Source organism: Klenkia marina (assembly GCF_900101025.1).
GTDB lineage: Bacteria > Actinomycetota > Actinomycetes > Mycobacteriales > Geodermatophilaceae > Klenkia > Klenkia marina.
In genome coordinates this window covers 137,439-161,112 of record NZ_FMUH01000007.1, presented here as the reverse complement: position 1 = coordinate 161,112, position 23,674 = coordinate 137,439, and the positions used below count along the sequence as shown (strand labels likewise).

At 74.9% G+C, this 23,674-nt stretch carries 24 protein-coding genes; 13 read left to right on the top strand and 11 right to left on the bottom strand.

All coding sequences use genetic code 11. The annotated features are described in order from the left end of the window. The first annotated feature begins 99 nt into the window (after positions 1-99). From BLP29_RS21120 to BLP29_RS18520, 3 genes are read left to right on the top strand one after another with little or no spacing between them, the layout of a single operon-like run. A complete protein-coding gene (locus tag BLP29_RS21120) occupies positions 100-1,167 on the top strand; it encodes a serine hydrolase (protein WP_165839447.1) in 1,068 nt (355 codons plus the stop codon). 23 nt (positions 1,168-1,190) lie between these two features. After that, positions 1,191-1,652: an ArsR/SmtB family transcription factor gene (locus tag BLP29_RS18525; protein WP_092807291.1), complete on the top strand. Its 462-nt coding sequence runs from the start codon at positions 1,191-1,193 to the stop codon at positions 1,650-1,652. A gap of 45 nt (positions 1,653-1,697) precedes the next feature. Then, positions 1,698-3,083: an RNB domain-containing ribonuclease gene (locus tag BLP29_RS18520; RefSeq protein ID WP_092807526.1), complete on the top strand. Its 1,386-nt coding sequence runs from the start codon at positions 1,698-1,700 to the stop codon at positions 3,081-3,083. A 19-nt stretch (positions 3,084-3,102) separates the two neighbouring features. Here BLP29_RS18520 and BLP29_RS18515 read toward each other — a convergent pair whose 3' ends face one another. Then, the gene (locus BLP29_RS18515; protein WP_092807289.1) at positions 3,103-4,485 is read right to left on the bottom strand and encodes an FAD-binding oxidoreductase; all 1,383 of its coding nucleotides are present in this window, start codon (positions 4,483-4,485) and stop codon (positions 3,103-3,105) included. Between the two features lie 168 nt (positions 4,486-4,653). Between BLP29_RS18515 and BLP29_RS18510 the strand changes: the two genes are divergently transcribed. From BLP29_RS18510 to BLP29_RS18500, 3 genes are read left to right on the top strand one after another with little or no spacing between them, the layout of a single operon-like run. Beyond that, entirely contained in the window at positions 4,654-4,881 is a 228-nt protein-coding gene (locus BLP29_RS18510) for a hypothetical protein (RefSeq protein WP_092807287.1), read from the top strand. Next, positions 4,878-6,053 (top strand): pyridoxal phosphate-dependent aminotransferase, encoded by a 1,176-nt coding sequence (locus tag BLP29_RS18505; RefSeq protein WP_243470085.1) that lies wholly within the window; start codon positions 4,878-4,880, stop codon positions 6,051-6,053. The genes BLP29_RS18510 and BLP29_RS18505 overlap by 4 nt, the downstream gene beginning before the upstream one ends. Next, positions 6,050-6,808 (top strand): nitrilase-related carbon-nitrogen hydrolase, encoded by a 759-nt coding sequence (locus BLP29_RS18500; RefSeq protein ID WP_092807285.1) that lies wholly within the window; start codon positions 6,050-6,052, stop codon positions 6,806-6,808. Before BLP29_RS18505 ends, BLP29_RS18500 begins: the two co-directional genes overlap by 4 nt. Positions 6,809-6,827: 19 nt before the next feature. Here BLP29_RS18500 and BLP29_RS18495 read toward each other — a convergent pair whose 3' ends face one another. Next, positions 6,828-8,447: a Na+/H+ antiporter gene (locus tag BLP29_RS18495; RefSeq protein ID WP_092807283.1), complete on the bottom strand. Its 1,620-nt coding sequence runs from the start codon at positions 8,445-8,447 to the stop codon at positions 6,828-6,830. Between the two features lie 16 nt (positions 8,448-8,463). Further along, on the bottom strand, positions 8,464-9,417 hold the full coding sequence (locus BLP29_RS18490; protein WP_092807281.1) for an endonuclease/exonuclease/phosphatase family protein: 954 nt from the start codon (positions 9,415-9,417) through the stop codon (positions 8,464-8,466). Between the two features lie 89 nt (positions 9,418-9,506). On the opposite strand from BLP29_RS18490, the gene BLP29_RS18485 reads away from it, so the two are divergent. Both BLP29_RS18485 and BLP29_RS18480 read left to right on the top strand, forming a co-directional pair. After that, positions 9,507-11,435: a CYTH and CHAD domain-containing protein gene (locus BLP29_RS18485; RefSeq protein ID WP_243470084.1), complete on the top strand. Its 1,929-nt coding sequence runs from the start codon at positions 9,507-9,509 to the stop codon at positions 11,433-11,435. Positions 11,436-11,445: 10 nt separating this feature from the next. Further along, the gene (locus BLP29_RS18480) at positions 11,446-12,669 is read left to right on the top strand and encodes a metallophosphoesterase (RefSeq protein WP_243470083.1); all 1,224 of its coding nucleotides are present in this window, start codon (positions 11,446-11,448) and stop codon (positions 12,667-12,669) included. 1 nt (position 12,670) lies between these two features. Here BLP29_RS18480 and BLP29_RS18475 read toward each other — a convergent pair whose 3' ends face one another. Next, positions 12,671-13,246 carry a TetR/AcrR family transcriptional regulator gene (locus BLP29_RS18475; protein WP_133379281.1) on the bottom strand — a complete coding sequence of 192 codons (576 nt, stop codon included), beginning with the start codon at positions 13,244-13,246 and terminating at the stop codon, positions 12,671-12,673. Between the two features lie 38 nt (positions 13,247-13,284). Further along, positions 13,285-13,860 (bottom strand): TetR/AcrR family transcriptional regulator, encoded by a 576-nt coding sequence (locus BLP29_RS21115; protein WP_207798592.1) that lies wholly within the window; start codon positions 13,858-13,860, stop codon positions 13,285-13,287. A gap of 187 nt (positions 13,861-14,047) precedes the next feature. Between BLP29_RS21115 and BLP29_RS18465 the strand changes: the two genes are divergently transcribed. Together BLP29_RS18465 and BLP29_RS18460 are read left to right on the top strand one after the other, a co-directional pair. Further along, on the top strand, positions 14,048-14,785 hold the full coding sequence (locus BLP29_RS18465) for a GntR family transcriptional regulator (protein ID WP_092807277.1): 738 nt from the start codon (positions 14,048-14,050) through the stop codon (positions 14,783-14,785). A 35-nt stretch (positions 14,786-14,820) separates the two neighbouring features. Continuing rightward, positions 14,821-15,309 carry a polyketide cyclase gene (locus BLP29_RS18460; RefSeq protein WP_092807275.1) on the top strand — a complete coding sequence of 163 codons (489 nt, stop codon included), beginning with the start codon at positions 14,821-14,823 and terminating at the stop codon, positions 15,307-15,309. Here BLP29_RS18460 and BLP29_RS18455 read toward each other — a convergent pair. Next, the gene (locus tag BLP29_RS18455) at positions 15,293-15,571 is read right to left on the bottom strand and encodes a hypothetical protein (RefSeq protein WP_092807273.1); all 279 of its coding nucleotides are present in this window, start codon (positions 15,569-15,571) and stop codon (positions 15,293-15,295) included. The two genes, BLP29_RS18460 and BLP29_RS18455, sit on opposite strands and share 17 nt — an antisense overlap. 32 nt (positions 15,572-15,603) lie before the next feature. Continuing rightward, positions 15,604-16,239: an MBL fold metallo-hydrolase gene (locus tag BLP29_RS18450; RefSeq protein ID WP_092807271.1), complete on the bottom strand. Its 636-nt coding sequence runs from the start codon at positions 16,237-16,239 to the stop codon at positions 15,604-15,606. Between the two features lie 195 nt (positions 16,240-16,434). On the opposite strand from BLP29_RS18450, the gene BLP29_RS18445 reads away from it, so the two are divergent. Continuing rightward, on the top strand, positions 16,435-16,641 hold the full coding sequence (locus BLP29_RS18445; RefSeq protein ID WP_092807269.1) for a hypothetical protein: 207 nt from the start codon (positions 16,435-16,437) through the stop codon (positions 16,639-16,641). 78 nt (positions 16,642-16,719) lie between these two features. Here BLP29_RS18445 and BLP29_RS18440 read toward each other — a convergent pair whose 3' ends face one another. From BLP29_RS18440 to BLP29_RS18425, 4 genes are all read right to left on the bottom strand, one after another. Continuing rightward, positions 16,720-17,658: a hypothetical protein gene (locus BLP29_RS18440; protein ID WP_092807267.1), complete on the bottom strand. Its 939-nt coding sequence runs from the start codon at positions 17,656-17,658 to the stop codon at positions 16,720-16,722. A gap of 209 nt (positions 17,659-17,867) precedes the next feature. Further along, on the bottom strand, positions 17,868-18,635 hold the full coding sequence (locus tag BLP29_RS18435) for an enoyl-CoA hydratase-related protein (protein WP_092807265.1): 768 nt from the start codon (positions 18,633-18,635) through the stop codon (positions 17,868-17,870). A 10-nt stretch (positions 18,636-18,645) separates the two neighbouring features. Next, positions 18,646-19,491, bottom strand: a complete 846-nt coding sequence (locus BLP29_RS18430) for a 3-hydroxyacyl-CoA dehydrogenase family protein (RefSeq protein ID WP_092807263.1) — start codon at positions 19,489-19,491, stop codon at positions 18,646-18,648. Continuing rightward, positions 19,491-20,726 carry a thiolase family protein gene (locus tag BLP29_RS18425; RefSeq protein WP_092807261.1) on the bottom strand — a complete coding sequence of 412 codons (1,236 nt, stop codon included), beginning with the start codon at positions 20,724-20,726 and terminating at the stop codon, positions 19,491-19,493. Before BLP29_RS18425 ends, BLP29_RS18430 begins: the two co-directional genes overlap by 1 nt. A gap of 138 nt (positions 20,727-20,864) precedes the next feature. Here BLP29_RS18425 and BLP29_RS18420 point away from each other — a divergent pair, with 138 nt between their 5' ends. Both BLP29_RS18420 and katG read left to right on the top strand, forming a co-directional pair. Continuing rightward, positions 20,865-21,329: a Fur family transcriptional regulator gene (locus BLP29_RS18420; protein WP_092807518.1), complete on the top strand. Its 465-nt coding sequence runs from the start codon at positions 20,865-20,867 to the stop codon at positions 21,327-21,329. Then, positions 21,326-23,593, top strand: coding sequence for a catalase/peroxidase HPI (gene katG, locus BLP29_RS18415; protein ID WP_092807259.1), 2,268 nt, complete (start codon positions 21,326-21,328; stop codon positions 23,591-23,593). Before BLP29_RS18420 ends, katG begins: the two co-directional genes overlap by 4 nt. The last annotated feature ends 81 nt before the right edge of the window (positions 23,594-23,674 follow it).

The following is a 23,674-nucleotide window of genomic DNA, read 5'->3' as shown; positions in this document are numbered from 1 at the left end:
TGTGTCCCTCGGGCATGGCCTCTGTCCACCCGGTGGCGCACCGGCCCGCGTCCTGCCATTCTCCGGATGTACGTAATTCCGGATGAACGGGGAAAGACGATGCGCCGCCTGCTCACCGCCCTGCCCGTCGGCCTGCTGATGACCGCCTGCACGGCCACCCCGGCCGCCGAGGCGACGGCGTCCGGGTCACCGACCCCCACCGCGTGCACGGCCTCGCCGACCCCGGGCACGACCACGCCCGAGGACTTCCTCGGCTGGCTGGCCGCGCACCCCGACGACGCCTCGCTGGTGCTCGACGACGGCGATCGGGTCGAGCACCTCGGCGACCGGGCCCGGCCGCTCGCCTCGGCCCGCAAGGTCGTGCACCTGGCCGCCTGGGCCACCCTCGTCGAGGACGGTCGCCTCGCCCCCGACGCCTCCGTGCCGGTCGGGCGGTGGGAGCGCTGGTACCTCCCCGGCACCGACGGCGGCGCGCACGTCGCCGCGCTCACCCGGCTGGGCATCGCCACCGACGGGGTCCGGGCGACGGACCCGGCCACGCCGGTGCTGGTCTCCGACGTCGTCTCGGCGATGGTGCAGGAGAGCGACAACGCCGCCCCCGACCTGCTCCGCGAGCTGCTCGGTCCCGAGGTGCTCGCCGCCACCGCCGCGGACCTCGGCTGGGACGGCGCCCCCACGGGCAGCTTCCTCGGCGACCTCCTGCGCGTGCTGGAGCCAGGGGTCGACCCCGAGACCGCCGCCCAGCGCTACGTCGACGACCCCGCCGAGGCTGCCCGCGTCCAGGCCCTGCCGTTGCCCGACCCCGCCGCGCAGACCACCTGGGCGGCGGACTCGGTGGCCGGCACGGCCGAGGGTCTCGCGGCGGTGCACGCCGCGATCGGCGCGGGAGCGCTCCCGGCGGCCCGGGCCCAGCTCGAGTGGCAGGGACCGCCCGAGGGGTACGCCGGGCTGGGGTTCAAGGGCGGCTCCCTGCCCGGGGTGCTGACCGAGGCCATCGCCCTGCGCACCGCCGACGGCGAGGTCACCGTCGGTGTGCTCCTCGTCGAGGGCATGGCGGTCGGCGAGTGGGCCGGGGCGCTGACCTCCGGCCTCCCGCAGCAGCAGGTGCTGCTCGCCGCGATGACCGACCCCGACGCCCGGGCGCAGCTGGAGTGCGCGCTGCGCTGATCGACGGGTGTGAGCATGGTGCCGTGACGACGGAGGAGCTGGCCGCACGGCTGGCCGAGCTCGAGGCCCGGGTGGCCGCGCTGGAGGGCGCGCCCGCTCCGGGCGGTGCCGGCGACGCGGGCACCGTCACCTACGGCGGCCAGGTGCGGCTGCACGGCGAGGTGGCGTGGGAGATCGGCTACGACGCAGACGCAGTGCTCGGGCTGCCGCCCGCAGCGGGGGTCCGGGTGCTCGCGGCGCTCGGGCACGCCGTCCGGCTGGAGGTCGTGCGCCACCTGCTGCGCGGTCCGGCCAGCGTCGCCGAGCTGGTCGAGGCGGTGGGCGGGTCGTCGTCCGGGCAGCTGTACCACCACCTGACGACCCTCACCGGCGCCGGTGTGGTGGAGGCCGACGGCGGCGGGCGCTACCGCGTGCCGGCCACGGGCGTCGTCCCGGTGCTCGTGCTGCTGCTGGCCTCGGCGGACCTGGGCGGCGTCCTGCGCTGAGGTCGTCGTTCCACGTGGAACGTGCGGGTGTGCCACGGTGGCGGGGTGGCTCGCGTGCTGAAGGTGTCCGGTCCGCTCGACTTCGCCGCGGTCCGGGCGGAGTTCGAGGTCCCGGCCGAGTTCCCGCCCGACGTCCTGGCCGAGGCCGACCGCGTCGCAGCCGCGCCCCCGTTGCCCGACCACGACGCCACCGACCTGCCGCTGGTCACCGTCGACCCGCCGGGCGCGCGCGACCTCGACCAGGCGATGCACCTCGCGCGACGGGACGGCGGCTACCGCGTCTCCTACGCCATCGCCGACGTCGGCGCCTTCGTGCCGCTGGGCAGCGCGGTCGACGCCGAGGCCCGTCGTCGTGGGCAGACCGTCTACTGCCCCGACGGCCGCACCCCGCTGCACCCGCCGCAGCTGAGCGAGGGCGCGGCCAGCCTGCTGCCCGACCAGCTCCGCCCCGCCGCGCTGTGGACGATCGACCTGGACGCCGCCGGCGAGATCACCGCGGTCGACCTGCGGCGGGCCCGGGTGCGCAGCCGTGCCCAGCTGGACTACGTCGCGGTCGGCGCCGACCTGCCCGCCGAGCTGGAGCTGCTGCCCGAGATCGGCCGGCTGCTCCAGGCCCGCGCCCGCGACCGGGGTGCGATCGAGCTCGGGACGCCGTCCCAGGAGGTCGAGCCCGGTCCGGACGGCGGCTGGACCGTTGCGTTCCGTGGCCAGTCCGACGTCGAGGGCTGGAACGCGCAGATCTCGCTGCTGACCGGCCGGTGCGCGGCCCGGCTGATGCTCGAGGGCGGGGTGGGCATCCTGCGCACGCTGCCCGCCCCCGACCCGGGCGCGGTCGAGGCCCTGCGGCGGCTGGCCCCCGGCCTGGGCGTCGCGTGGCCCGACGGCGCCGGGCCCGGCGAGGTGATCGGGACCCTCGACCCGGCCCGGCCCCGGCATGCCGCCTTCCTCGACGCCGCGACCTCGTTGCTGCGCGGCGCCGGTTACACCGCCTTCGACGGCGAGGCCCCGGCTGAGCCCGGGCACGGCGGGGTCGGCGGGCCGTACGCCCACGTCACCGCCCCGCTGCGCCGGCTGGTCGACCGCTTCGGCACCGAGGTCTGCCTGGCGCTGGCCGCGGGGGAGCAGCCCTCGGCCGAGCTGCGGGCCGCCCTGCCGGAGCTGCCCGCGCTCATGGCCGCCTCCGACCGGCGCACCCACGCGGTGGAGCGGGCCGTCGTCGACCTGGTCGAGGCCACGATGCTGTCCGGTCGGGTCGGCGAGGTGTTCGACGCCGTGGTGCTCGACGCCGAGGAGAAGCGCTCGACCGTCGTGCTCGCCGACCTCGCCGTGCAGGCCCGCTGCGACGGCCGGCTGACCCCCGGGGACGTCGTCCGGGTGCGGCTGACCGAGGCCGACCCGGCCACCCGCACCGTGCGGTTCGCGCCGGCCTGACCGGTCACCCGTCCCGGGCCTAGACGACCTTGCCGGGGTTGAGGATGCCGGCGGGGTCCAGGGCCTGCTTGACCGCACGCTGCATCGCCATCACCGCCGGGCCCACCTCGTCGGCGAGCCCGGGCCGCTTGAGCAGGCCGACGCCGTGCTCGCCGGTGACCGTGCCGCCGGCGGCGAGCGCCGCCACGATGATCTCGTCGAAGGCCAGCATCGCCCGCGCCCGGGCCGGCTCGTCGCCGGGCGGCGTGATGATCAGCGGGTGCAGGTTGCCGTCGCCGGCGTGGGCGATGTTGGCGATGAGGACGTCGTGCTCGGCGGCGATCTCCTCGATGCGGCCCAGCACCGACGGCACCGCGGCGATGGGCACGCAGACGTCCTCGGTGAGCACCGGACCCAGCCGCTCGAGCGCCGGGTAGGCCAGCCGGCGGGCGGCGAACAGTGCGTCGGCCTCCTCCTGGTCGGTCGAGCGGGCAGCCCAGGTGGCGCCGGCGGACTCGAAGCAGGCCAGCAGCGCGTCGGCCTCGGCGTCGCCGGCCGCGCCGGGGGTGTCGGTGCGGCCGAGCAGCACGACCTGCGCCTCGGTGGACAGGCCCATGTTCTTCCAGGCGTCGACGGCGGCCAGGCAGTGCCGGTCGACCAGTTCGAGCGCCGACGGCGTCAACCCGGCGGCCCCCACCGCCCGGACGGCGTCGCCCGCGGCCACCACCGAGTCGAAGTAGCCGGCCACCGTGTGCTCGGGCAGCCGGGCCGGGCGCAGCCGCAGCGTCACCTCGGTGACCACGCCGAGCGTGCCCTCGCTGCCCACCATCAAGCCGGTCAGGTCGTAGCCGGCCACGCCCTTCGCCGTCCGGCGGCCCAGCCGCACCACCTCGCCGGTGCCGGTCACGACCTCCATGCCGAGCACGAAGTCGCGGGTCACGCCGTACTTCACGCAGCACAGGCCCCCGGCGTTGGTGGCCACGTTGCCGCCGATCGTCGACCAGGGCGAGGACGCCGGGTCCGGCGGGTACCAGAGCCCGAACCCGGCCACGTGGGCCCGCAGGTCGTCGTTGACCACACCGGGCTGCACCACGCACAGCCGCTCGACCGGGTCGACCTCGAGCACCGCGGTCATCTGCTCGGTGCTGAGCACGACGCAGCCCTCGACCGCGTTGGCCCCGCCCGACAGCCCGGTCCCGGCGCCCCGGGTCACCAGCGGGACGCGGTGCCGCAGGCAGGCCTGCACGACCGCCTGGACGTCGGCGGTCGACCGCGCCCGGACGACGGCCAGCGGCGTGCCGTACGGCGCCCACTCGGCCTCGTCGTGCCGGTAGGACTCGGCGATCTGCGGGTCGTCGACGAGCTGTCCGTCGGGGAGCGCCGCGCGCAGCTCGTCGACCAGGGAGGTGGTGGACGTCGTCATGCCCCCGAGTGTCGCCCCGATCCACCGCTGCCGCCCCGGCCCCGTGTCGCCCCGCCCCCGCCCGCAGGCGTCATGTGACGCCCAGGACCCAGAACGCGCCCGGAACGGGTCCTCGGCGTCGTGCGACGGCTCACGGCGTGCGTGTGGCGGCGGGAGCACACTCGGGGGATGGCGGGGTTCACGGACTACCGGGGCGACCCGATCGCCGTCGACGACCGGGTGCGCATCGCGCCCACCCGCACGCGTCGAGGGGTGCCCGCCTACCTGGGCGGCGAGGTCGGCCGCATCGCGTCGCTGGGCCGGTCGAAGGTGACGGTCGTGCTCGACCGCTACCCCGACCGCCCCTGGGTGGTGCCGCCCGACGTGCTGGTCAAGGTGGCAGGCTCGACCGCGTGAGCACCCACCTCGCCGCCCGCCTGCAGGGCTTCGGGACGACGGTCTTCGCCGAGATGAGCGCACTGGCGGTGGCCACCGGCTCGGTGAACCTCGGGCAGGGCTTCCCCGACACCCCCGGGCCGGCCGAGGTGCTCGACGTCGCGCGCGCCGCGATCGGCACCCCGCTGGACCAGTACCCGCCCGGCCCCGGGCTGCCCGTGCTGAGGGAGGCCATCGCCGCCCACGTGCAGCGGTTCCGCGGCCTGGCCTACGACCCGGGCAGCGAGGTGCTGGTGACGGCGGGTGCCACCGAGGCCCTGGCCGGGGCGATGCTCGGGCTGCTCGACCCGGGCGACGAGGTCATGGTGCTCGAGCCGCTCTACGACAGCTACGCGGCCGGCGTCGCGATGGCCGGGGGCGTCGTCGTCCCGGTGCCGCTGCGGCCCCCGCCGGTCGCGCCGGGCGAGGTCTCCACCGCGCCGTGGACGTTCGACCCCGACGAGCTGCGCGCCGCGGTCACCCCGCGCACCAAGCTGGTGCTGCTCAACACCCCGCACAACCCCACCGGGAAGGTCCTCGACCGCGCGGAGCTCGAGGTGGTGGCCGACGTCGTCCTCGAGCACGACCTGCTGGCCGTCACCGACGAGGTCTACGAGCACCTGGTGTTCTCGGGCGCCGAGCACGTCTCGCTGGCGCAGCTGCCGGGCATGCGCGAGCGCACGCTGGTGGTCGGCAGCGGCGGCAAGACCTTCTCCACCACCGGCTGGAAGGTCGGCTGGGTGTGCGGGCCGGCGGGGCTGGTGGCCTGCGTGCGCACGGCCAAGCAGTTCCTCACCTACGTCAACGCCGGACCCTTCCAGCCCGCGATCGCCGCCGGCCTGGGTCTGCCCGACGCGTACTTCACGGGGGTGGCCGCCGAGCTGGAGGGCAGGCGTGACCGCCTGGTGGCCGGGCTCGCGGCCGCCGGGTTGCCGGTGGTCAGCCCGCAGGCCACCTACTTCGCCACCGCGCGGGTCGACGGCGACGGGCTGGCGTTCTGCCGCGAGCTGCCGCACCGGGTGGGCGTCGTCGCCGTCCCGATGTCGGCGTTCTACACCCCGCAGCACGCCGGCGACGGCCGCGACCTGGTGCGGTTCGCGTTCTGCAAGCGCGACGAGGTGCTCGACGAGGCAGTCCGGAGGTTGACCGCATGAGGATCGCCGCGATCCAGCACGACATCGTCTGGGAGGACCGCGCCGCCAACCACGCGGCACTGGCCGGCCACGTGGCCCGGGCGGTCGAGCAGGGCGCCGAGCTGGTGCTGCTCAGCGAGACGTTCTCCACCGGGTTCTCCATGACCCCGGGCATCGGCGAGCCCGAGGGCGGGTCGTCGGCGCAGTGGCTGACCGAGCAGGCGCAGCAGCACGGGGTCTGGGTGGGCGGGTCGTGCGCGGAGATCGCCGTCGGCGAGGAGCTCCCGTTCAACTCCTTCGTGCTGGCCGGGCCCGACGGCACCGTGCACCGCTACCGCAAGCAGCACCCGTTCACCTACGCCGGCGAGCACGAGCGGTACCGCGCCGGCTCCGCGCCGCTGACCGTGCAGGTCGGTGACCTGCGGGTGACCCTGTTCGTCTGCTACGACCTCCGCTTCGCCGACGGTTTCTGGGCGCTGGCGCCCGACACCGACGTCTACCTGGTGCCGGCCAACTGGCCGGCCGCCCGCCGCGAGCACTGGACGACGCTGCTGCGCGCCCGGGCCATCGAGAACCAGGCCTACGTGGTGGGCGTGAACCGCGTGGGCACCGCCGGCGACGGTACGCAGCACAGCGGCGACAGCCGCATCGTCAGCCCGCTGGGCGAGCTGCTGGCCGAGGCCGGCGACGGCGAGATGGTGCTGCTGGCCGACGTCGACGCCGCCGAGGTCGCCCGCGTCCGCGCGCGGTTCCCCTTCCTCCAGGACCGCGGCTAGGGGAGGGACCCCCTCCGGGCTACTCGTCGGTCTCGACGCCCAGCAGGCGGACCTCCTCGACGTCGAGCTGGGCCGTCAGCCGGCGCAGCACGCCGTCGTCGATGGTGTGCTCGTCGCGCAGCCGCACCACCGCCTCGCGCTTGTCGGCCAGCAGGGCCAGCCGCAGCTGCGACTCGGCGGCCGCGTCGGCGAGCACCCGGCGCTTGGCGGCGACGTGGTCGGGGTCGGTGACCCGGCCGTCGGCCAGCACCTGCTCGACGTGCTGCTGGCGCATGCGGGTCTCGTAGGACTCGCGCACCCGCTCGACCACGACCTCGGGCACGCCCAGCTCGGTGGCCCGCTGCTCGATCGCCTCGGCGCCGGCCCGGGTCATCTCGCGTTCGGCGAGGAGCCGTTCCTCCTCCTCGGCGGGGTCCTGCTGCAACCGGGAGAACCGGATCACGGCCGGCAGGGTCAGGCCCTGCACCACCAGCAGGACGGTGATGACGCCGAAGGTCACCAGCAGCACCAGGTCCCGACCCTCCAGCGGGGTGCCGTCGGCGGTCGTCGTCGGCACCGCCAGGGCCGCGGCCAGCGACACCGCGCCGCGGAACCCGGCCCACTGGGTGGGCAGCCGACCGCGGAACCCGACCCGACGGGCGCGCTGCGCCGGCCGGCGGTCCAGCGCCCGGATCACGAACGGGGTGGTGTTGCCCCACACCAGGCGGGTGCCGACGACGGTCAGCGCGATCCACAGCGTCGCCACGACGCCGGACCACAGCTCGTCGGCGGTGCGGCCCTCGACCACGGCGTGCAGCTCGAGGCCGACCAGCACGAACAGCGCCCCGTTGAGCAGGAACGTGGTGAGGGTCCAGAAGCTGGTGGACTGCACGCGGGTGCGGGCCGAGATCACCCGCGTGGAGATCTGGGTGAGGGTCAGGCCGCAGGTCACCACGGCGACGACGCCGGAGACGCCCAGAAGCTCAGCCGGCAGGTAGGCCAGGAACGGGGTGAGCACGCTGAGCACGTTCTCCAGCCGGGTGTCGTGCAGCCGTCGGCGCACCGCGACCACGGCGAAGGCAAGCGCCAGCCCGACCGCGATGCCCCCGGCGTAGGACAGCACCAGCCGCCACGCGATGCCGCCCGGGCCGACGTCCAGCGTGCCCACGGCCACGCCGACCGCCACCCCGAAGACCACCAGCGCGGTGCCGTCGTTGACCAGGCTCTCGGCCCGCAGGATGGTGCGCGCCCGGCGGGGCAGCAGCCCGGCGACGGTCGACACGGCGGTGGCGTCGGTGGGGGCCAGCACCGCGCCGAGCACGAACGCCATCGGCCAGTCCAGCCCCAGGGCGTGCGCGACCACCGCGACGGTGCCGGCCGTGATCAGCACCAGGGCGATCGACATCAGGCTGATCACCCGCAGGTCGGCGCGGATCTGGCGCAGCGAGATGGTCAGCGACTCCCAGTACAGCAGCGCCGGCAGGAACAGGAACAGGACGACGTCCGGCGGCATCTCGACCCCGCCGACCCCGGGCAGGAAGCCGACGACGGTGCCCAGCGCCAGCAGCACCAGCGGCGGGGGCAACCGCAACCGGCGGGCCAGCACCGAGCCGACCAGCACCAGGACACCGACGACGACCAGGACCTCGAGCGCGCGCACCGCTCGATCCTCGTGCCTACCGGGCCGGCAGCACCAGCTCCGCCGCCAGGGCCCGGTGGTCGCTGCCGGGCAGGTCGTGCACCGAGAACGCCGCCACCCCGACCCGCCGGTCGGCCAGCACGTGGTCGATGGTCAGCCGGGGCTGCGGGCGCTGCTCGGGGCTCCAGGTGTGCACCAGCGCCCGCCCGGTGCGGGCGCCGGCGTCGGCGTAGCCCCGGGCCAGCAGCCGCCGGAACGTGGCGTGGTCGGGCGTGGCGTTGAAGTCCCCGGCCAGCACGCGAAGGACGTCGTCGGTCGCCCCCGGCAGCTGGGCCATCTCGCGCTCCCACCGGCGGGTGCGCGACCGGGTCACCGGGGGGTCGGTGTGCACCGCGGTCACCTCGAGGTCGGGCGCCCCCGGCACGGCCAACCGGACGACGGGCTGTTCGAACCGGCCCGGCGCCCCGCCCCGCTCGAGCACCTCGAGGCGGGTCCACACCGCGCCCCCGGCTGCCGGCGGCGCGCCCGGCCGGTGCCCGCGCACGTGCTCGTGCGGCAGCAGCTCGGGCAGCCCGGAGGCCCGGAACGCCTCGTCGGCGGCCGGGGTCAGCTCGACCAGGCACAGGACGTCGGCGTCCAGGCGGCGCACCAGGTCGACGACGGCGCGCGGGTCGGCCCGGCCGTGCAGCAGGTTCGCCGACACGATGCGCACCCGCGGGCCCGGGCCGGCGGCTGCCCCGCCCCGCCCGCGGGCGGCCACGGCGCCGGCCAGCACCCCGGCCGCGGCGGCCGACACCGCGGTCGCGACGGGGGACCGGCGGGCCAGTGCGACGCCCAGCGGCAGCACCGCCGAGGCCGCCGCGTAGGGCACGAACGACATCGCCGGGACCAGCGGCCAGCCGCGCTCGGCCCCGGTCGCGCGCAGCCCCGCGCACACCGCCCAGGGGGTCGCGAGGGCCAGGGGCAGGAGGTCGCGCCGCACGGTGCTCATCGCAGCCATGATCGGCCACGGGGTTGCCGTTCACCTGGTTGCGGTAGAAAGCGCACCTCAACCCGTTGATCAGCAGGAGTGGATGCGCCGTGGCGACCGAGCACACCGAGATCGAGCGCAAGTTCGACGTCGAGGAGACGTTCGTGGTGCCCGACCTCTCCGGGGTGCCCGGGGTGGCCTCGGTCGGTGAGCCCGTCGTGCACGAGCTGTCGGCCACCTACTACGACACCGCCGACCTGCGCCTGGCCCGCGCGAAGATCACCCTGCGCCGGCGCACCGGCGGCACCGACGCGGGCTGGCACCTCAAGCTCCCCGCCGAGGCCGGTGCCCGCCGCGAGCTGCACTCGCCGCTGGGCCGGGCCGTCAAGGCCCCGCCCCGGGCGACGCTCGCGCCGGTGCTCGGCGTGGTCCGGCGCGCCCCGACCGCCCAGGTCGCGACGCTGGCCACCCGCCGCACCCTGACCACCCTGCTGGCCGAGGACGGCCGGGTGCTGGCCGAGGTCGCCGACGACCAGGTCACCGGCACCGCCCTGCCGGCCACCCCCGGCGACGCGGTCGTGGTCACCACGTGGCGCGAGGTCGAGGTCGAGCTGGTCGACGGCGACGAGGGGCTGCTCAGCGCCGTCGGCGCCGAGCTCGAGGTCTCCGGTGCCCGGCCGTCGGCCTCGGCCGCCAAGCTCGCCCGCGTGCTCGCCGACCGCCTGGCCGGCCCGCCGCCGGCCGCCGTCCAGGACGAGGACGACGACGAGGACGACGAGGACGACGCTGCCGAGGACGCCGTCGCCGAGGGCGCGGCGGCCGACGGCGCCGACGACGCGGCCGCCGGCGAGCAGGACGGCGTCGTGGACGACCTGTCCGAGCAGCCCGTCCCCGAGGAGCCGCTGCCCACCGGCAAGAAGGCCCGGGCCAAGGAGATCGCCCGTCGTGCGGCGGCGGCGAAGGCCGCGGCCAAGGCCGCCGAGAAGGCGGCGAAGAAGACGGCGAAGAAGGACGCGAAGAGGGCTGCGAAGGCGCAGGAGGCCGCCGAGCACGAGGCCGCCGAGCAGGCCCGGCTGGCCGCGGTCCCCAAGGCCGGGGACGTCGTCGTCGCCGCGCTCGCCGGGCAGCTGGCCGCCCTGCAGCGGGCCGACCTGATGGTGCGCACCGACGTCCCCGACGGCGTCCACCAGGTGCGCGTCGCCGCCCGCCGGCTGCGCAGCATCCTGGCCGCCTACCGGCCGGTCATCGACCGCACCCGCACCGACGCCGTCCGCGACGAGCTGCAGTGGCTGGGCCAGGAGCTCTCGGGCACCCGCGACGCCGAGGTGTCGGTCGAGCACCTGCGCGAGCTGGTCGCCGCGCAGCCGGTGGAGTTCGTGCTCGGCCCGGTGGCCGCCCGCCTGCAGCAGGCCGAGCTCCAGGGCGGCACGCAGGGCGCCGGGCACGCCGTCGCCGCGATGAGCACGCCGCGCTACCTGACGCTGCTGGACACCCTGCACGCCCTGGTCGACCAGCCCCCGCTGACCGAGCTGGCCGCCGAGCCGGCCGAGGAGGTCCTGGCCGCGGTGCTGCGGCGCACGGTGAAGCGGCTGCAGAAGCTGGTCGACACCGCCGAGGACGCCGAGTTCGCCGAGGACGGCCCCGCCGGGCACGCGCTCGCCGAGCACGGTGCGGCGGAGAGCCCCTACGAGCTCGCGCTGCACGAGGTGCGCAAGGCCGGCAAGCGGGTGCGCTACACCGCCGAGGTCGCCGCGCCCGTGCTCGACGGCGGCGGCAAGAAGAAGAACGGCGCCGCCATGGGCGTGGTCGACGCGATGAAGCAGCTGCAGGACGTGCTCGGTGACCGGCAGGACACCGTGGTCACCCGCGAGCTGTGCCGCACCCTGGGGCTGGCCGCCTTCGCCGCCGGCGAGAACGCCTGGACCTACGGCCGGCTGCACGCCCTGGAGGAGATGCGGGCCATGCAGGCCGAGCGCGACTTCTGGGCGCTGTGGCCCACGCTGGGGCCCGTGCTGAACGGGGTCACGCGCAAGCGCTGACAATGGGGCGGTGATCGCCTTCGGTGCCGTCGTCGCCCTCGCGATGGTGCTGCTGCACGGCTGGCTGTGGTTCCGGCTCGTGCGCAGCACCACCCGCCCGGGTCGGGTGCGGCGGTGGCTGACCGTGCTGGCCGTCGTCCTGGCGCTGCTGCCCACCGCAGCCGTGCTGGGACGGCGGTCGCTGCCCTTCGCGGTGCAGGCGCCGCTGGACTGGGTCGGCTACACCTGGCTGGGCGTCGCGTTCTACGCCTTCCTGGCGCTGCTGGTGCTCGAGCCGGTGCGGTGGGTGCTGCGGGCCGTGCAGCGCCGTCGTCCGGCCGCGGTGGAGGCGGCACCCGCCGCACCCGGGGCGGAACCGGCTTCGGCACCCGAGCCCGCGGCCGAACCGGTCGACGTGTCCCGGCGGTTGTTCCTGGCCCGGTCGCTGGCCGTCACGGCCGGCGCGGCCGCGGTCGGCACCGCCGGGTACGGGCTGTGGGCGGCCAACTCGGCGCCCGTCGTGCGCCGGGTGCCGATCGCGCTCGCCGGACTGGACCCGGCGCTGGCCGGCTACCGCATCGTCACCTTCTCCGACGGCCACCTCTCGGCGACCTACGGCGGGCGCCGGTTCGAGCGGCTGGTCGAGATGGTCAACGCGCAGTCCCCGGACGCGGTCGCGGTCGTGGGCGACCTGGTCGACGGCGAGGTGTCCGAGCTGCGGCGGGACGCCGCCCCGCTGGGCGACCTGGTCAGCCGCGACGGCGCCTACTTCGTCACCGGCAACCACGAGTACTTCGTCGACACCGACGCCTGGCTGACCCACCTCGACGGGCTGGGCCTGCAGGTGCTGCGCAACGAGCGCGTGTCGCTCCGCCGGGGCGCGGGTGCTTTCGACCTGGCCGGCATCGACGACCGCACGGCCGCGGCGTCGGGGCTGCCCGGGCACGGCGCCGACCTCGACGCCGCGCTCGACGGCCGCGACGACTCGGTGCCGGTGGTGCTGCTGGCCCACCAGCCCGTGCAGGTCGAGCAGGCCCGCCGCGCCGGGGTCGACCTGCAGCTGAGCGGGCACACCCACGGCGGGCAGCTGTGGCCCTTCGACTACGCGGTCACCCTCGACCAGCCCGCCGTCGAGGGCCTGTCCCGCCAGGGCGACACGCAGCTCTACGTGACGTCGGGGGCCGGGTACTGGGGGCCGCCCATGAGGGTCGGCGCCCGGCCGGAGATCACCGTCATCGAGCTGCAGCCCGGCTGAGTCACATCGACCGCAGCGCGGCGAAGGCCTCGTCGACCAGGTCCGGCAGCGGGTGGCGGCCGTCGGCGGCGGCCCAGCGGACCATGGCCGCGGTGGCCGCCCGCAGGCAGGCGACGACGACCACGACGATCGCCGACCCCGCGGGCGTCGCCGGGTCGACGCCCAGCTCGGCCACGACCACCCGAGCCGAGTGGTTCTCGCGCTCGGCGGCGCGCATCTGCAGGCCGGGGTCGGCTTGCACGTAGCGCCAGCGGCGCAGCGCGAGCTCCTCCTGCTCCCGGGTCAACCCGGCCACCAGCGTCCGCAGGCCCAGCCGCAGCTGCTCGGGCAGCGGGAGGTCGGGCGGCTGCGCGGCCAGGTGCCCGGCGATCCAGTCGAGGTCCTGGTCGGGGAGCACGACGTGCTCCTTGGTGCGGAAGTAGGCGTAGAAGGTGGGCACGGAGACGCCGGCGCCGTGCGCGATGTCCCCTACGGAGACGGACGAGTAACCGCGCTCGTCGAACAGCGCGAAGGCCGCCGCGGTCAGCCGCGCACGGGTCGAGTCCCGTTTCTGCGCCCGCCAGTCTCGCTCCGCCACCGGGGCATCGTCCCAGGTCCGCTGCCGCACGTCGCCGGTCAGGGGCGCAGGTGCGGCGCGACGAGCACGGTGAGCAGCTGCTCGACCAGCACGCGCTCGCCGGCCTCGTCGCCGTCGGGGTTGGTGAACCAGCGGGCCATCACGGTCGAGCAGGCGGCCTGCACCACCAGCGGGTGCAGGCCGTCGGCGGCCACCTCACCGCGCCGGCGGGCCCGGTCCAGCATGTCGAGCACGGCCTCGTTCCAGGCCTCGACCGGCCCGATGGGCAGGCTGCCCGCCAGCGGCGAGTCCACCCCGAGAGCCGGGACGGTGCGGCGCCAGGCCCGGGCCCGGGGGCTGCGCAGCGCGGCGCCCAGGGCCAGCAGCAGCCGGCGGCAGTCCTCGACGAGCGAGCCGACGTCCTCGGTGGGCACCAGGCCGAGGTCGGTGCCCTCGAAGGCGTCGCGGACCAGGTCGTCCTTGCTGGGCCACCGGCGGTAGATGGTGGCCTTGCCGACCCCGGCCCGGCGGGCGACCTCGTCCAGCGCGCAGGCCTCGAGCCCGCCCTCGGCGAGCAGGTCGAGGGCCGCCCGCAGGATGGCGACGTCGAGGGCGGGGTCCCTCGGTCGACCCACGGGTCGGGGCGACGTCGAGGTGTCGGTGTCCAACGCACGCTCCCGGGGCAGATCGGAACAAGCCGGTCTGAAAATAGGGGTTGTGCGGCGACGCCGCCAGAGGCGACGGACGGGACCGGGACATCATGACGTCTAGACGTCTGCCGATCGAGTACCTTTCCGGTGTGGACGTCGACGGACCAGCACGGTGAGCCCGGACGCCGGCCCCAAGTACCTGGCCGTGCGCGAGCACCTGCGCCGTCGCGTGGCCGACCTCGCCGAGCACACCCTGCTCCCGCCCGAGCCGGTGCTGTGCGAGGAGTACGGGGTCAGCCGCATCACGCTGCGCCGGGCGGTCGACGGCCTGGTCGCCGACGGCCACCTCGTGCGCGAGCAGGGCCGCGGCACCTACGTGACCCGACCCGGCATCCGGCACGAGTACCGCGAGAGCTTCGTGCACCGCATCGCCGGCTTCCACTCCGTGATGACCGAGCAGGGTGCCCAGGTCGGCACCACCGTGCTGGGCCAGCGGGTGCTCGCCGCACCGCCCGCCGTCGCCGCCGAGCTGCGCCTGGAGCCGGCCGACGAGGTGGTCGAGCTCGTGCGGCTGCGCTCGGTCGACGGGCTGCCCAACCACGTCGTCCGCTCGTTCCTGCCGGCCGAGGACTACCCGAAGGCGGCCACCGAGGACTTCGGCCACGGCTCGCTGTACGAGTTCCTGCGCCGCGAGTACGAGGCCGACCTCGCCCGCGCCCGCATCGTGGTCGACGTCGGCACGGCCGGCGCGGAGGAGGCCGACGTCCTGCAGGTCGTGGCCGGGTCGCCGCTGCTCGTCGTCCGCACGACCGTGCTCGACGGCTTCGGCAACCCGCTCGTGCACTCGTTCTCGCGGCTGCGCCCCGACGTGAGCCAGGTCGAGTTCGAGGTCTCGGTCAACGGCCGCTGACGGCGCGCCCGGGGCGTCGTCCTACCGTCTGGGGTGTGACCACAGCCAGCGGAACCCGCCGGGTACCCGAGCGCCGTGCGGACGTGTGGGCCGCGCTGGCCGTCCTGCACCCCTACTGCGCGGTCTGCGACGTCACCTACGTCGTCGACGGACCCACGAAGCAGGGCACGACGTTCCTCTGCGCCCCCGGTGAGGGCGCGACGCCCGGCGCCGGGGCGCCGAAGGGCACCATCGTCGAGTGGACGCCGGCCCGGGTCGTGGAGACCCGGCTCGAGCTCACCCCCGAGACCTGGACGACGCGCATCGAGCTCGCCGACGTGGGCAAGGGCGGCGCCGACGGCACCGACGTGACGATCACCGTCACCCACGAGCCGGTCGGCGGGTCGCGGCTGGTGCGCTTCGTGCAGCGCAGCGGCATCACCCGTCTGGTGCAGCGCACGGTCGACAGCGAGCTGGCCAAGCTGCCCGAGCACCTCGCCCAGGCCGGCGCCCAGGCCCGGACCCAGCTCAGCGACGACGCGTGACGGTCGGCTCGTAGTCGTCGTAGGTGGCCAGCACGTCCTCGATCTCCACCATGTCGGGGAAGTCGGGGATCTCCTGGTGCTTGCGCAGGAAGTCGACGGTCTCGGCGACCAGGTCAGCGGCGTCGTCGGTGCCCACGCCCAGCTGCTCCAGCACCGACGGGGTCAGCCGGAACCAGACCTCGGCGTCCTCCTCGCCGTCGCTCAGCCGCACGACGTACTGCAGGTCGCCCTGGTCCTCGATGTCGTAGTCCTCAACAGGCATGGGCGGGCCCTACCCGAACTGGCCGCACGCACTCAGATGGTGACCGACTCCCCAGGGGACAACCGGCGGTAGCTGCCCGGGACGCCGGGGCCGTTCTCGCCGAGGAAGTTCGCCCCCACCATCAGACCGGTGTCGTTGAGCAGCCCGTCGTGCACCGCGAACGACCGGGCCGGTGCGACCTCGCGGACGTAGTCGATGAGCTCGCCGGTCTTCGACCACGGGGCGTGCAGCGGCAGCAGGAGCGTCTCGACGTCGGACTCCGGGACGGTGAGCGCGTCGCCGGGGTGGAAGACCCGGCCCTCGACCACGAAGCCGATGTTGGCGATGCGCGGGATGTCGGGGTGGATCACCGCGTGCCACTCGCCCTGCACGCCCACCTCGAAGCCGGCGGCGGTGAAGGCGTCCCCGTGGCCGACCACGTGCACCTGTTGGCCGGCGCCCAGCTGCTCGGCGACCGAGCGGTTGGTCCACAGCTCGAGGGCCGGGTCCTCGGCCAGGGCGCGCGTGGTGCGCTCGACGTCGAGGTGGTCGAAGTGCTCGTGCGTGATGAGCACCGCGGTGGCGCCCGCCCAGGCGGACTCCTCGGTGAAGGCGCCGGGGTCGAGGAGGAGGCGGCGCTCGCCGTCGGAGAGGACGACGCAGGCGTGCCCGTGCTTGGTGAGCTCCATGGCTCGACCGTGCCATGCACGCGTGCGCACCGCACGACGTGGTCCAGCCGGACCCGCAGCTGCTGACCGGCACCCGGACACGCCGTCCTCACCTGGGGGTTCCTGAGCTTGATGGTGCACAAGTGACCAACCCGGACGGGTGATTCGTGCGCCCCGTCCCTGCACGCACCCCCGGTGGGCGCCGAACGTCAGGTCATGAGCGAACTCGTCCTGACCCTCGCTGCCGCCCAGGGCCGCAGCACCGGCACCTGGCACGCCGTGGAGCTGCACCGCAGCCCGTCCGAGGTGGACGGCGCCTGCGAGGTGGCGGTGTGCGGCGCCCTCGCCCGCGTCGACCTCGATCAGGTCTGGGACGGCGCCGACGAGGACAGCTGCGAGTCCTGCGCCGACCTCGTCAGCTGACCCGCAACCCCACCCACCCCCACCGAGCCGTCATGTGACGGCTGGGACCCAGAACAGCCGCGGAACGAGTCCTGAGCGTCAGATGACGGCGCGCGGTCGCTCGATACGGGACAGGCGGGCCCAGTAGGCGGCCGCGATCTCCGCGCGGGCAGCGGCCGGCGCTTCGTGCGCGCGGCGGAAGTCGATCCGCAACGTCGCCCAGTCGAGCGCCAGTGCTGCCGCATCGCGCCGCCGGTCACCCGCCCAGTTGTCCGGACTGCGGTGGTAGGCGGCCCCGTCGAGCTCGATGCCCAGGCGGGCCCGCGGGAGAGCGCCGTCCAGGTGGATGGTGCCGATCGCCGTCTCGAGCGCGTACTGCCTCTCGACCGGCGGCAGCCCGGGGATGTCGAAGAGGTGCTGCAGCCCCCAGATCTCGAACTCGCTGTGCGATCCGCTGCCCGCCAGCTCGACGAGGTGGAGGAGTTCTGCCCTCCCGGGCAGACGTGTGTTCAGCTCCAGCGCGGCGACGAGGAAGGCGGGGTCCACGCGTCTCCGCCGGATGGCCCCGATGACCGTCGACCGGGCCACCTCCACCTCCCGCGCCGTCCCGCGACTGCCGTGTGCGAACCCCCACGCATCGAGCAGGGCTGCGACGTCGTCGACGACCGCGAGACCCCTGCGCACCAGCCCGGACAGCTCGCGCCGTACGTGCACCACCAGCCACGGCGGACGGGTGACCGCGACGTGGCGTGACGGCGGCACCCCGATGTGCACCCGGGGGCCGGGCTCACCCAGCAGGTCAGCCAGGTGCAGGGCGCTGCGACCGGTCAGCCGCCCACCCGACCAGAGGACGGCGGCGGCTGCGCGGACACGCCAGTCCTGCGCCCGCGCCGGGTCGACGAGCACCCCGGGGAACGGTCGGAGCAGCCGGCCGCTGCGCACCCACCGGACCACGCTCGAGCGACCGGAGACGAGCACCACCTCGCTGCTGCGGCGTGCGCCGTCACGGCCGAGCAGGGTCGTCGGGTCCACCACCATGCCTGGACCCTCCGCGACCGCGAGCACACCGGGGCGTGCCGACGCAGACCGGTGGACAGAGCCCCCACGTGTGGACGACGACGAGCAGCGAGTCGTCGGACGTGCTAGCGAGCACCCGACCCATCGGTTCGGAGTCGTCATACGACGCTGGAGACCCAGAACGAGGCCGAACTGGGTCTTGGGCGTCACATGACGCCTCCGGCGGGGGGCTAGTTGCCCCGGAAATCGGGCTTGCGCTTGCTCAGGAAGGCTTCGACGGCCTCGCTGTGGTCGTGGGTGTGGCCCAGCTGCGCCTGCAGGCGCGCCTCGTGGGCCAGGGTGGTCTCGAGGGAGTCGGTGGCCGCGGTGGCCAGGACCTCCTTGACCGCGCGGTAGGCCGCGGTGGGGCCGGTGGCCAGCTGGGCGGCCAGGCCCTGGGCCGTCGCCAGCACCTCGTCGGCCGGCACCACGCGGTGCACCAGACCCCAGTTCGCGGCGTCCTCGGCGGTGAACGGCGTCGGGAACAGCAGCAGCTCGGCCGCCCGGGAGCCCCCCACGCAGTGCACCAGGCGCGAGGCCAGCGCCGAGTCGCTGCCCAGGCCCACCCCGACGAACGCGGTGGTGAACTTCGCGCCGGCCGCGGCCACCCGCAGGTCGCCGCCCAGCGCCAGCCCCAGCCCGGCACCCGCGCAGGCGCCGTTGACGGCCACCACGACCGGCACCCGCAGTGCGGCCAGCGCCAGGACCATCGGGTTGTACTCGCTGACCACGACGTCGAGGGCCGGCTTGCCCGCGCGGATCTCCTCGACGTGCTGGGCGAGGTCCTGACCGACGCAGAACGCCTTGCCCGTGCCGGTGATGACCACCGCCCGCACCGACTCGTCGGCCGCCACCGCCCGCAGCTGGTCGATCATCGACAGCCGGATCTCGTGGGTGAGCCCGGGCGCGGGCAGGGTCAGCGTGGCCACGCCACCGTCGTCGGTGCGCTGCACGGACATCGTCGTCTCCTCAGCTGTAGTCGTGGAACCCGCGGCCGGTCTTGCGGCCCAGGTCACCGGCGGCCACCTTGTCACGCAGCAGCTGCGGGGGAGCGAACCGGTCGCCCAGCGTGGAGGTCAGATACTCGGCCACGGCCAGCCGGACGTCGAGGCCCACCAGGTCGGTCGAGCGCAGCGGGCCCATCGGGTGGCGGTAGCCCAGCTCCATCGCGGTGTCGATGGCCTCGGCGTCGGCCACGCCCTCCTCGAGCATGCGGATCGCCTCCAGGCCCAGCAGCACGCCCAGCCGCGACGAGGCGAACCCGGGGGAGTCGCGGACGACGATGCCGGTCTTGCCCAGCTCGTCGACCCACCGCCGGGCCGTCTCCACCACGTCGGGCGCGGTCTCGGCGGCGACCACCACCTCGACCAGCTTCGACGACGGCACCGGGTTGAAGAAGTGCATGCCGACGAAGCGGGCCGGCCGGTCGAGCGCGGCGGCCAGCTCGGTCACCGACAGCGAGCTGGTGTTGGTGGCCAGCACCGCGTCGGGGCCGATGGCGCCCTCGACCGCCCGCAGCACCTCGACCTTGAGCGCGGGGACCTCGGGCACGGCCTCGACGACGAGCACGCAGTCGCCGGGCAGCTCGCCGGGGGTGTCGACCATCGACAGCCGGGCGGCGGCGTCCTGGACCGTGCCCTCGAGCTTGGCGCGTCGGGCGGACTCCTCGAGCCCCGCCACGATGCGGTCGTGCGCGGCCTGCGCCGCCTCGCTGCCGGCCTCGACGACGTGCACGTGCGCCCCGGTGCCGAGCAGGCCCTGGGCGATGCCGCCGCCCATGCGCCCGCCGCCGACGACGCCGACCGTGCGGGCCATCAGACGCGCTCGACGAGCATCGAGACGCCCTGGCCGACGCCGACGCAGAGGGTGGCCAGCCCGCGCCGGCCGCCCTCGCGCTCGAGCCGGCCCATGAGGGTGACCAGGAGGCGGGCGCCCGAGCAGCCCAGCGGGTGGCCCAGGGCGATGGCGCCGCCGTCGGCGTTGACGATCTCCTCGTCGATGCCCAGCCGGCGCAGCACGCCCAGTGACTGCGCGGCGAAGGCCTCGTTGAGCTCGACGGCGTCGAGGTCGGCGACCGACCAGCCGGCCTTGGCCAGCGCCTTCTCGGTCGAGGGCACCGGGCCCAGGCCCATCACGTTGGGGGCGACGCCGGCGGAGGCGGAGACGACGACGCGGGCGCGGGGGGTGAGCCCGTGCCGCTCGACGGCCTCGGCGGAGGCCAGCACCAGAGCGGCGGCGCCGTCCGACAGCGGGGAGCTGTTGCCGGCCGTCACGATGCCGCCGGACCGGAAGACCGGCTTGAGCTTGGCCAGCGACTCGATGGAGGACCCGGGTCGCGGCCCCTCGTCGCGGGTGACGGTGACGGTCTCCTTCCGGCCGACGACGTCGACCGGCACGATCTCGGCGTCGAAGCGCCCGGCCTCCTGCGCCGCGACGGCGCGGGCGTGGCTGCGGACGGCGAAGGCGTCGCACTCGTCGCGGGTCAGCCCGTCGAGCGCGGCGATCTCCTCGGCGGTCTCGCCCATCGACAGGGTGATCTTGCGGGTGCGGGGGTCCTCGGGGTGCTCCACGGCGCGGTCGTGCGCGGCGAAGGTGGGGTTGACGAACCGCCAGCCCAGCGAGGTGTCCACGACCTCGCCCGGGCGGGCCCAGGGGGTGCCGGGCTTGGCCATCACCCAGGGGGCGCGGGTCATGGACTCGACGCCGCCGGCGATGGCCAGGTCGAGCTCGCCGGCCCGGATCGCCGCGGCGGCCGAGGCGGTGGCGGTCAGCCCCGAGGCGCACAGCCGGTTGGTGGTGTACCCGGGCACGGTGTCGGGCAGGCCGGCCAGCAGCACGGCCATGCGGGCGACGTCGCGGTTGTCCTCCCCGGCCTGGTTGGCCGCACCGAGCACGACCTCCTCGACGGCGTCGGCCGGGGCGCCGGAGCGGCGCAGGGCCTCCCCGACCACGAGCGCGGCCAGGTCGTCGGGCCGGACGCCGGCCAGCGCGCCGCCGTACTTGCCCTGGGGGGTGCGCACACCGTCGACCAGGTAGACCTCGGACGCCATCGTCACTCCTCGACTGGGTTGCTGACCGTCCGGTCAGGTAATCGGACGGACGGCGACCGGGCAAGCCCACCTCCCGACCAGTGGACGCCCGGTGTTCATTTGACTCGTTCAAGATTGCACGGCAGGGTGGACGACGTGATGTCGACGCCCGAGCTGGAGCAGGCCCTGCGGGGCGCCGCGCTCCGGGTCACCCGGCCGCGGCTCGCCGTCCTGACCGCCCTGCACGGCCACGCCCACGCCACCACCGACGAGGTGCTCGGTCTGGTGCGCCAGCAGCACCCCGAGGTCTCCCACCAGGCCGTGTACGACGTGCTCCGGGCGCTCACCACCACCGGCCTCGTGCGCCGCATCGAGCCGCAGGGCTCGGTCGCCCGCTACGAGCTGCGGGTGGGCGACAACCACCACCACCTGGTCTGCCGCTCGTGCGGCTCGATCGCCGACGTCGACTGCGCGGTCGGCGCCGCCCCCTGTCTGACCCCGTCCGAGGACCACGGGTTCGTCGTCGACGAGGCCGAGGTCATCTACTGGGGTCTGTGCCGCGCCTGCGCGGCACCCACCGTCCTGCCCACCCTCGAACCCCCCGCAGAGAGAGGCACGCGATGAGCGAGCACGACAAGTCCACGGTCGCCGCCGAGGACTACGACAAGACCGAGGTCGCCAAGGCCGAGTCGGCCAGCACCAGCGAGAGCGAGAACCCGGCCATCAAGTCGCCGGAGCCGGTGCACGGCGGTCGCCCGCGCACCGAGCAGGACTGGTGGCCCAACCAGGTCGACCTCCGGGTGCTCGACCGCTCGGTCCCCGAGGCCGACCCCTACGGCCCCGACTTCGACTACGCGGCCGAGTTCGCGAAGCTCGACGTCGAGGCCCTCAAGCGCGACCTGGTCGAGGTCATGCACACCTCGCAGGACTGGTGGCCCTCGGACTGGGGTCACTACGGCCCGCTGTTCATCCGCATGTCCTGGCACGCCGCGGGCACCTACCGCAGCGCCGACGGCCGCGGCGGCGGCGGCGAGGGCGGGCAGCGCTTCGCCCCGCTCAACAGCTGGCCCGACAACGCCAACCTGGACAAGGCCCGCCGCCTGCTGCTGCCGATCAAGCAGAAGTACGGCCGCAAGATCTCGTGGGCCGACCTGCTGGTGCTCGCCGGCAACGTGGCGCACGACGACATGGGCCTGAAGACGTTCGGCTTCGCCTTCGGCCGCAAGGACCAGTGGAAGCCCAGCGAGGTGTTCTGGGGTCCCGAGGACACCTGGCTCGGCGACGAGCGCTACGCCTCCGAGAGCGACCCGCTCGACCTGGACGAGGGCCACCTGGCCGCGGTCACCATGGGTCTGATCTACGTCAACCCCGAGGGTCCGCAGGGCAAGCCCGACCCGATGGGCTCCGCGCACGACATCCGCGTCACCTTCAGCCGCATGGGCATGAACGACGAGGAGACCGTCGCCCTGGTCGCCGGCGGCCACACCTTCGGCAAGACCCACGGCGCCGGCAACCCCGAGCTCGTCGGCCCCGAGCCGAACGGCTGCCCGGTGCACGGCAACGGCCTGGGCTGGATCAGCCAGTACGGCACCGGCAAGGGTGCCGACACCATCACCAGCGGTCTCGAGGGTGCGTGGACCCCCACGCCCACCCAGTGGGACAACACCTACTTCGAGATGCTGTTCTCCTACGACTGGGAGCTCGGCGAGAGCCCGGCCGGCGCCAAGCAGTGGGGTCCGAGCAACCCCGAGGCGCAGGAGCTCGTCCCCGACGCCCACATCGAGGGCAAGAAGAACCCCCCGATGATGAGCACCGCCGACATGGCCCTGGTGGTCGACCCCGGCTTCCGCGAGATCTCGAAGAAGTTCTACGAGAACCCGGAGTACTTCGCCGACGTCTACGCCCGCGCCTGGTTCAAGCTGCTGCACCGCGACATGGGCCCGACCTCCCGCTACCTGGGCCCCGACGTCCCGTCCGAGGAGCTCGTCTGGCAGGACCCGGTCCCGGCCGTGGACCACGAGCTCGTGGGCGAGGCGGAGATCGCCGACCTGAAGGCGCGGCTGCTGGCCGCCGGCCCGACGGTCTCCCAGCTGGTGCACACCGCCTGGTCGGCCGCGGCGTCCTACCGCGACACCGACAAGCGCGGCGGCGCCAACGGCGGCCGCATCCGCCTCGAGCCGCAGCGCGGCTGGGCGGCCAACGCCGGCGTCGACGAGGTCATCCCGGCCATCGAGAAGGTGAAGGCCGACTTCGAGGCCGAGACCGGCAAGCGCGTCTCCTTCGCCGACCTCGTGGTGCTCGCCGGCACCGCCGCCGTCGAGAAGGCCGCCGCCGACGCCGGCGTCCCGGTGACCGTGGGCTTCACGCCCGGCCGCACCGACGCCACCCAGGAGCAGACCGACCCGGAGAACTTCCGGTGGCTCGAGCCCAAGGCCGACGGCTTCCGCAGCTACCTGCTGCCCGGCAGCAAGCTGCAGCCCGAGCAGCTGCTGGTGGACAAGGCCTTCACCCTCGGCCTCACCGCCAAGGAGATGACCGTGCTCGTGGGCGGGCTGCGCGTGCTGGGCGCCAACACCGGCGGCGTGCAGCACGGCGTGTTCACCGACCGGGTGGGCGTCCTGAGCCAGGACTTCTTCCGCACGGTGCTCGACCTGGGCATCCAGTGGCGCACCTCGCGCGACGCGGAGGACGTCTACGAGGGCGGGGGCGCCGACGGCTCCGTGGCGCACACCGCCACCGCCGCCGACCTGGTGTTCAACTCCAACGCCATCCTGCGCGGGATCGTCGAGGTCTACTCCTCCGACGACGCCGCCGAGCAGTTCGCGCAGGACTTCGCGAAGGCGTGGACGAAGGTCATGGACAACGACCGCTTCGAGCTGAAGCGCTGATCTGACCGGCCGGGGGCCTCAGGGAATTCTCAGCCAACTGGGAACTTCCTGGGGCCCCTGGTCGTACCGGCGACAGCGCGC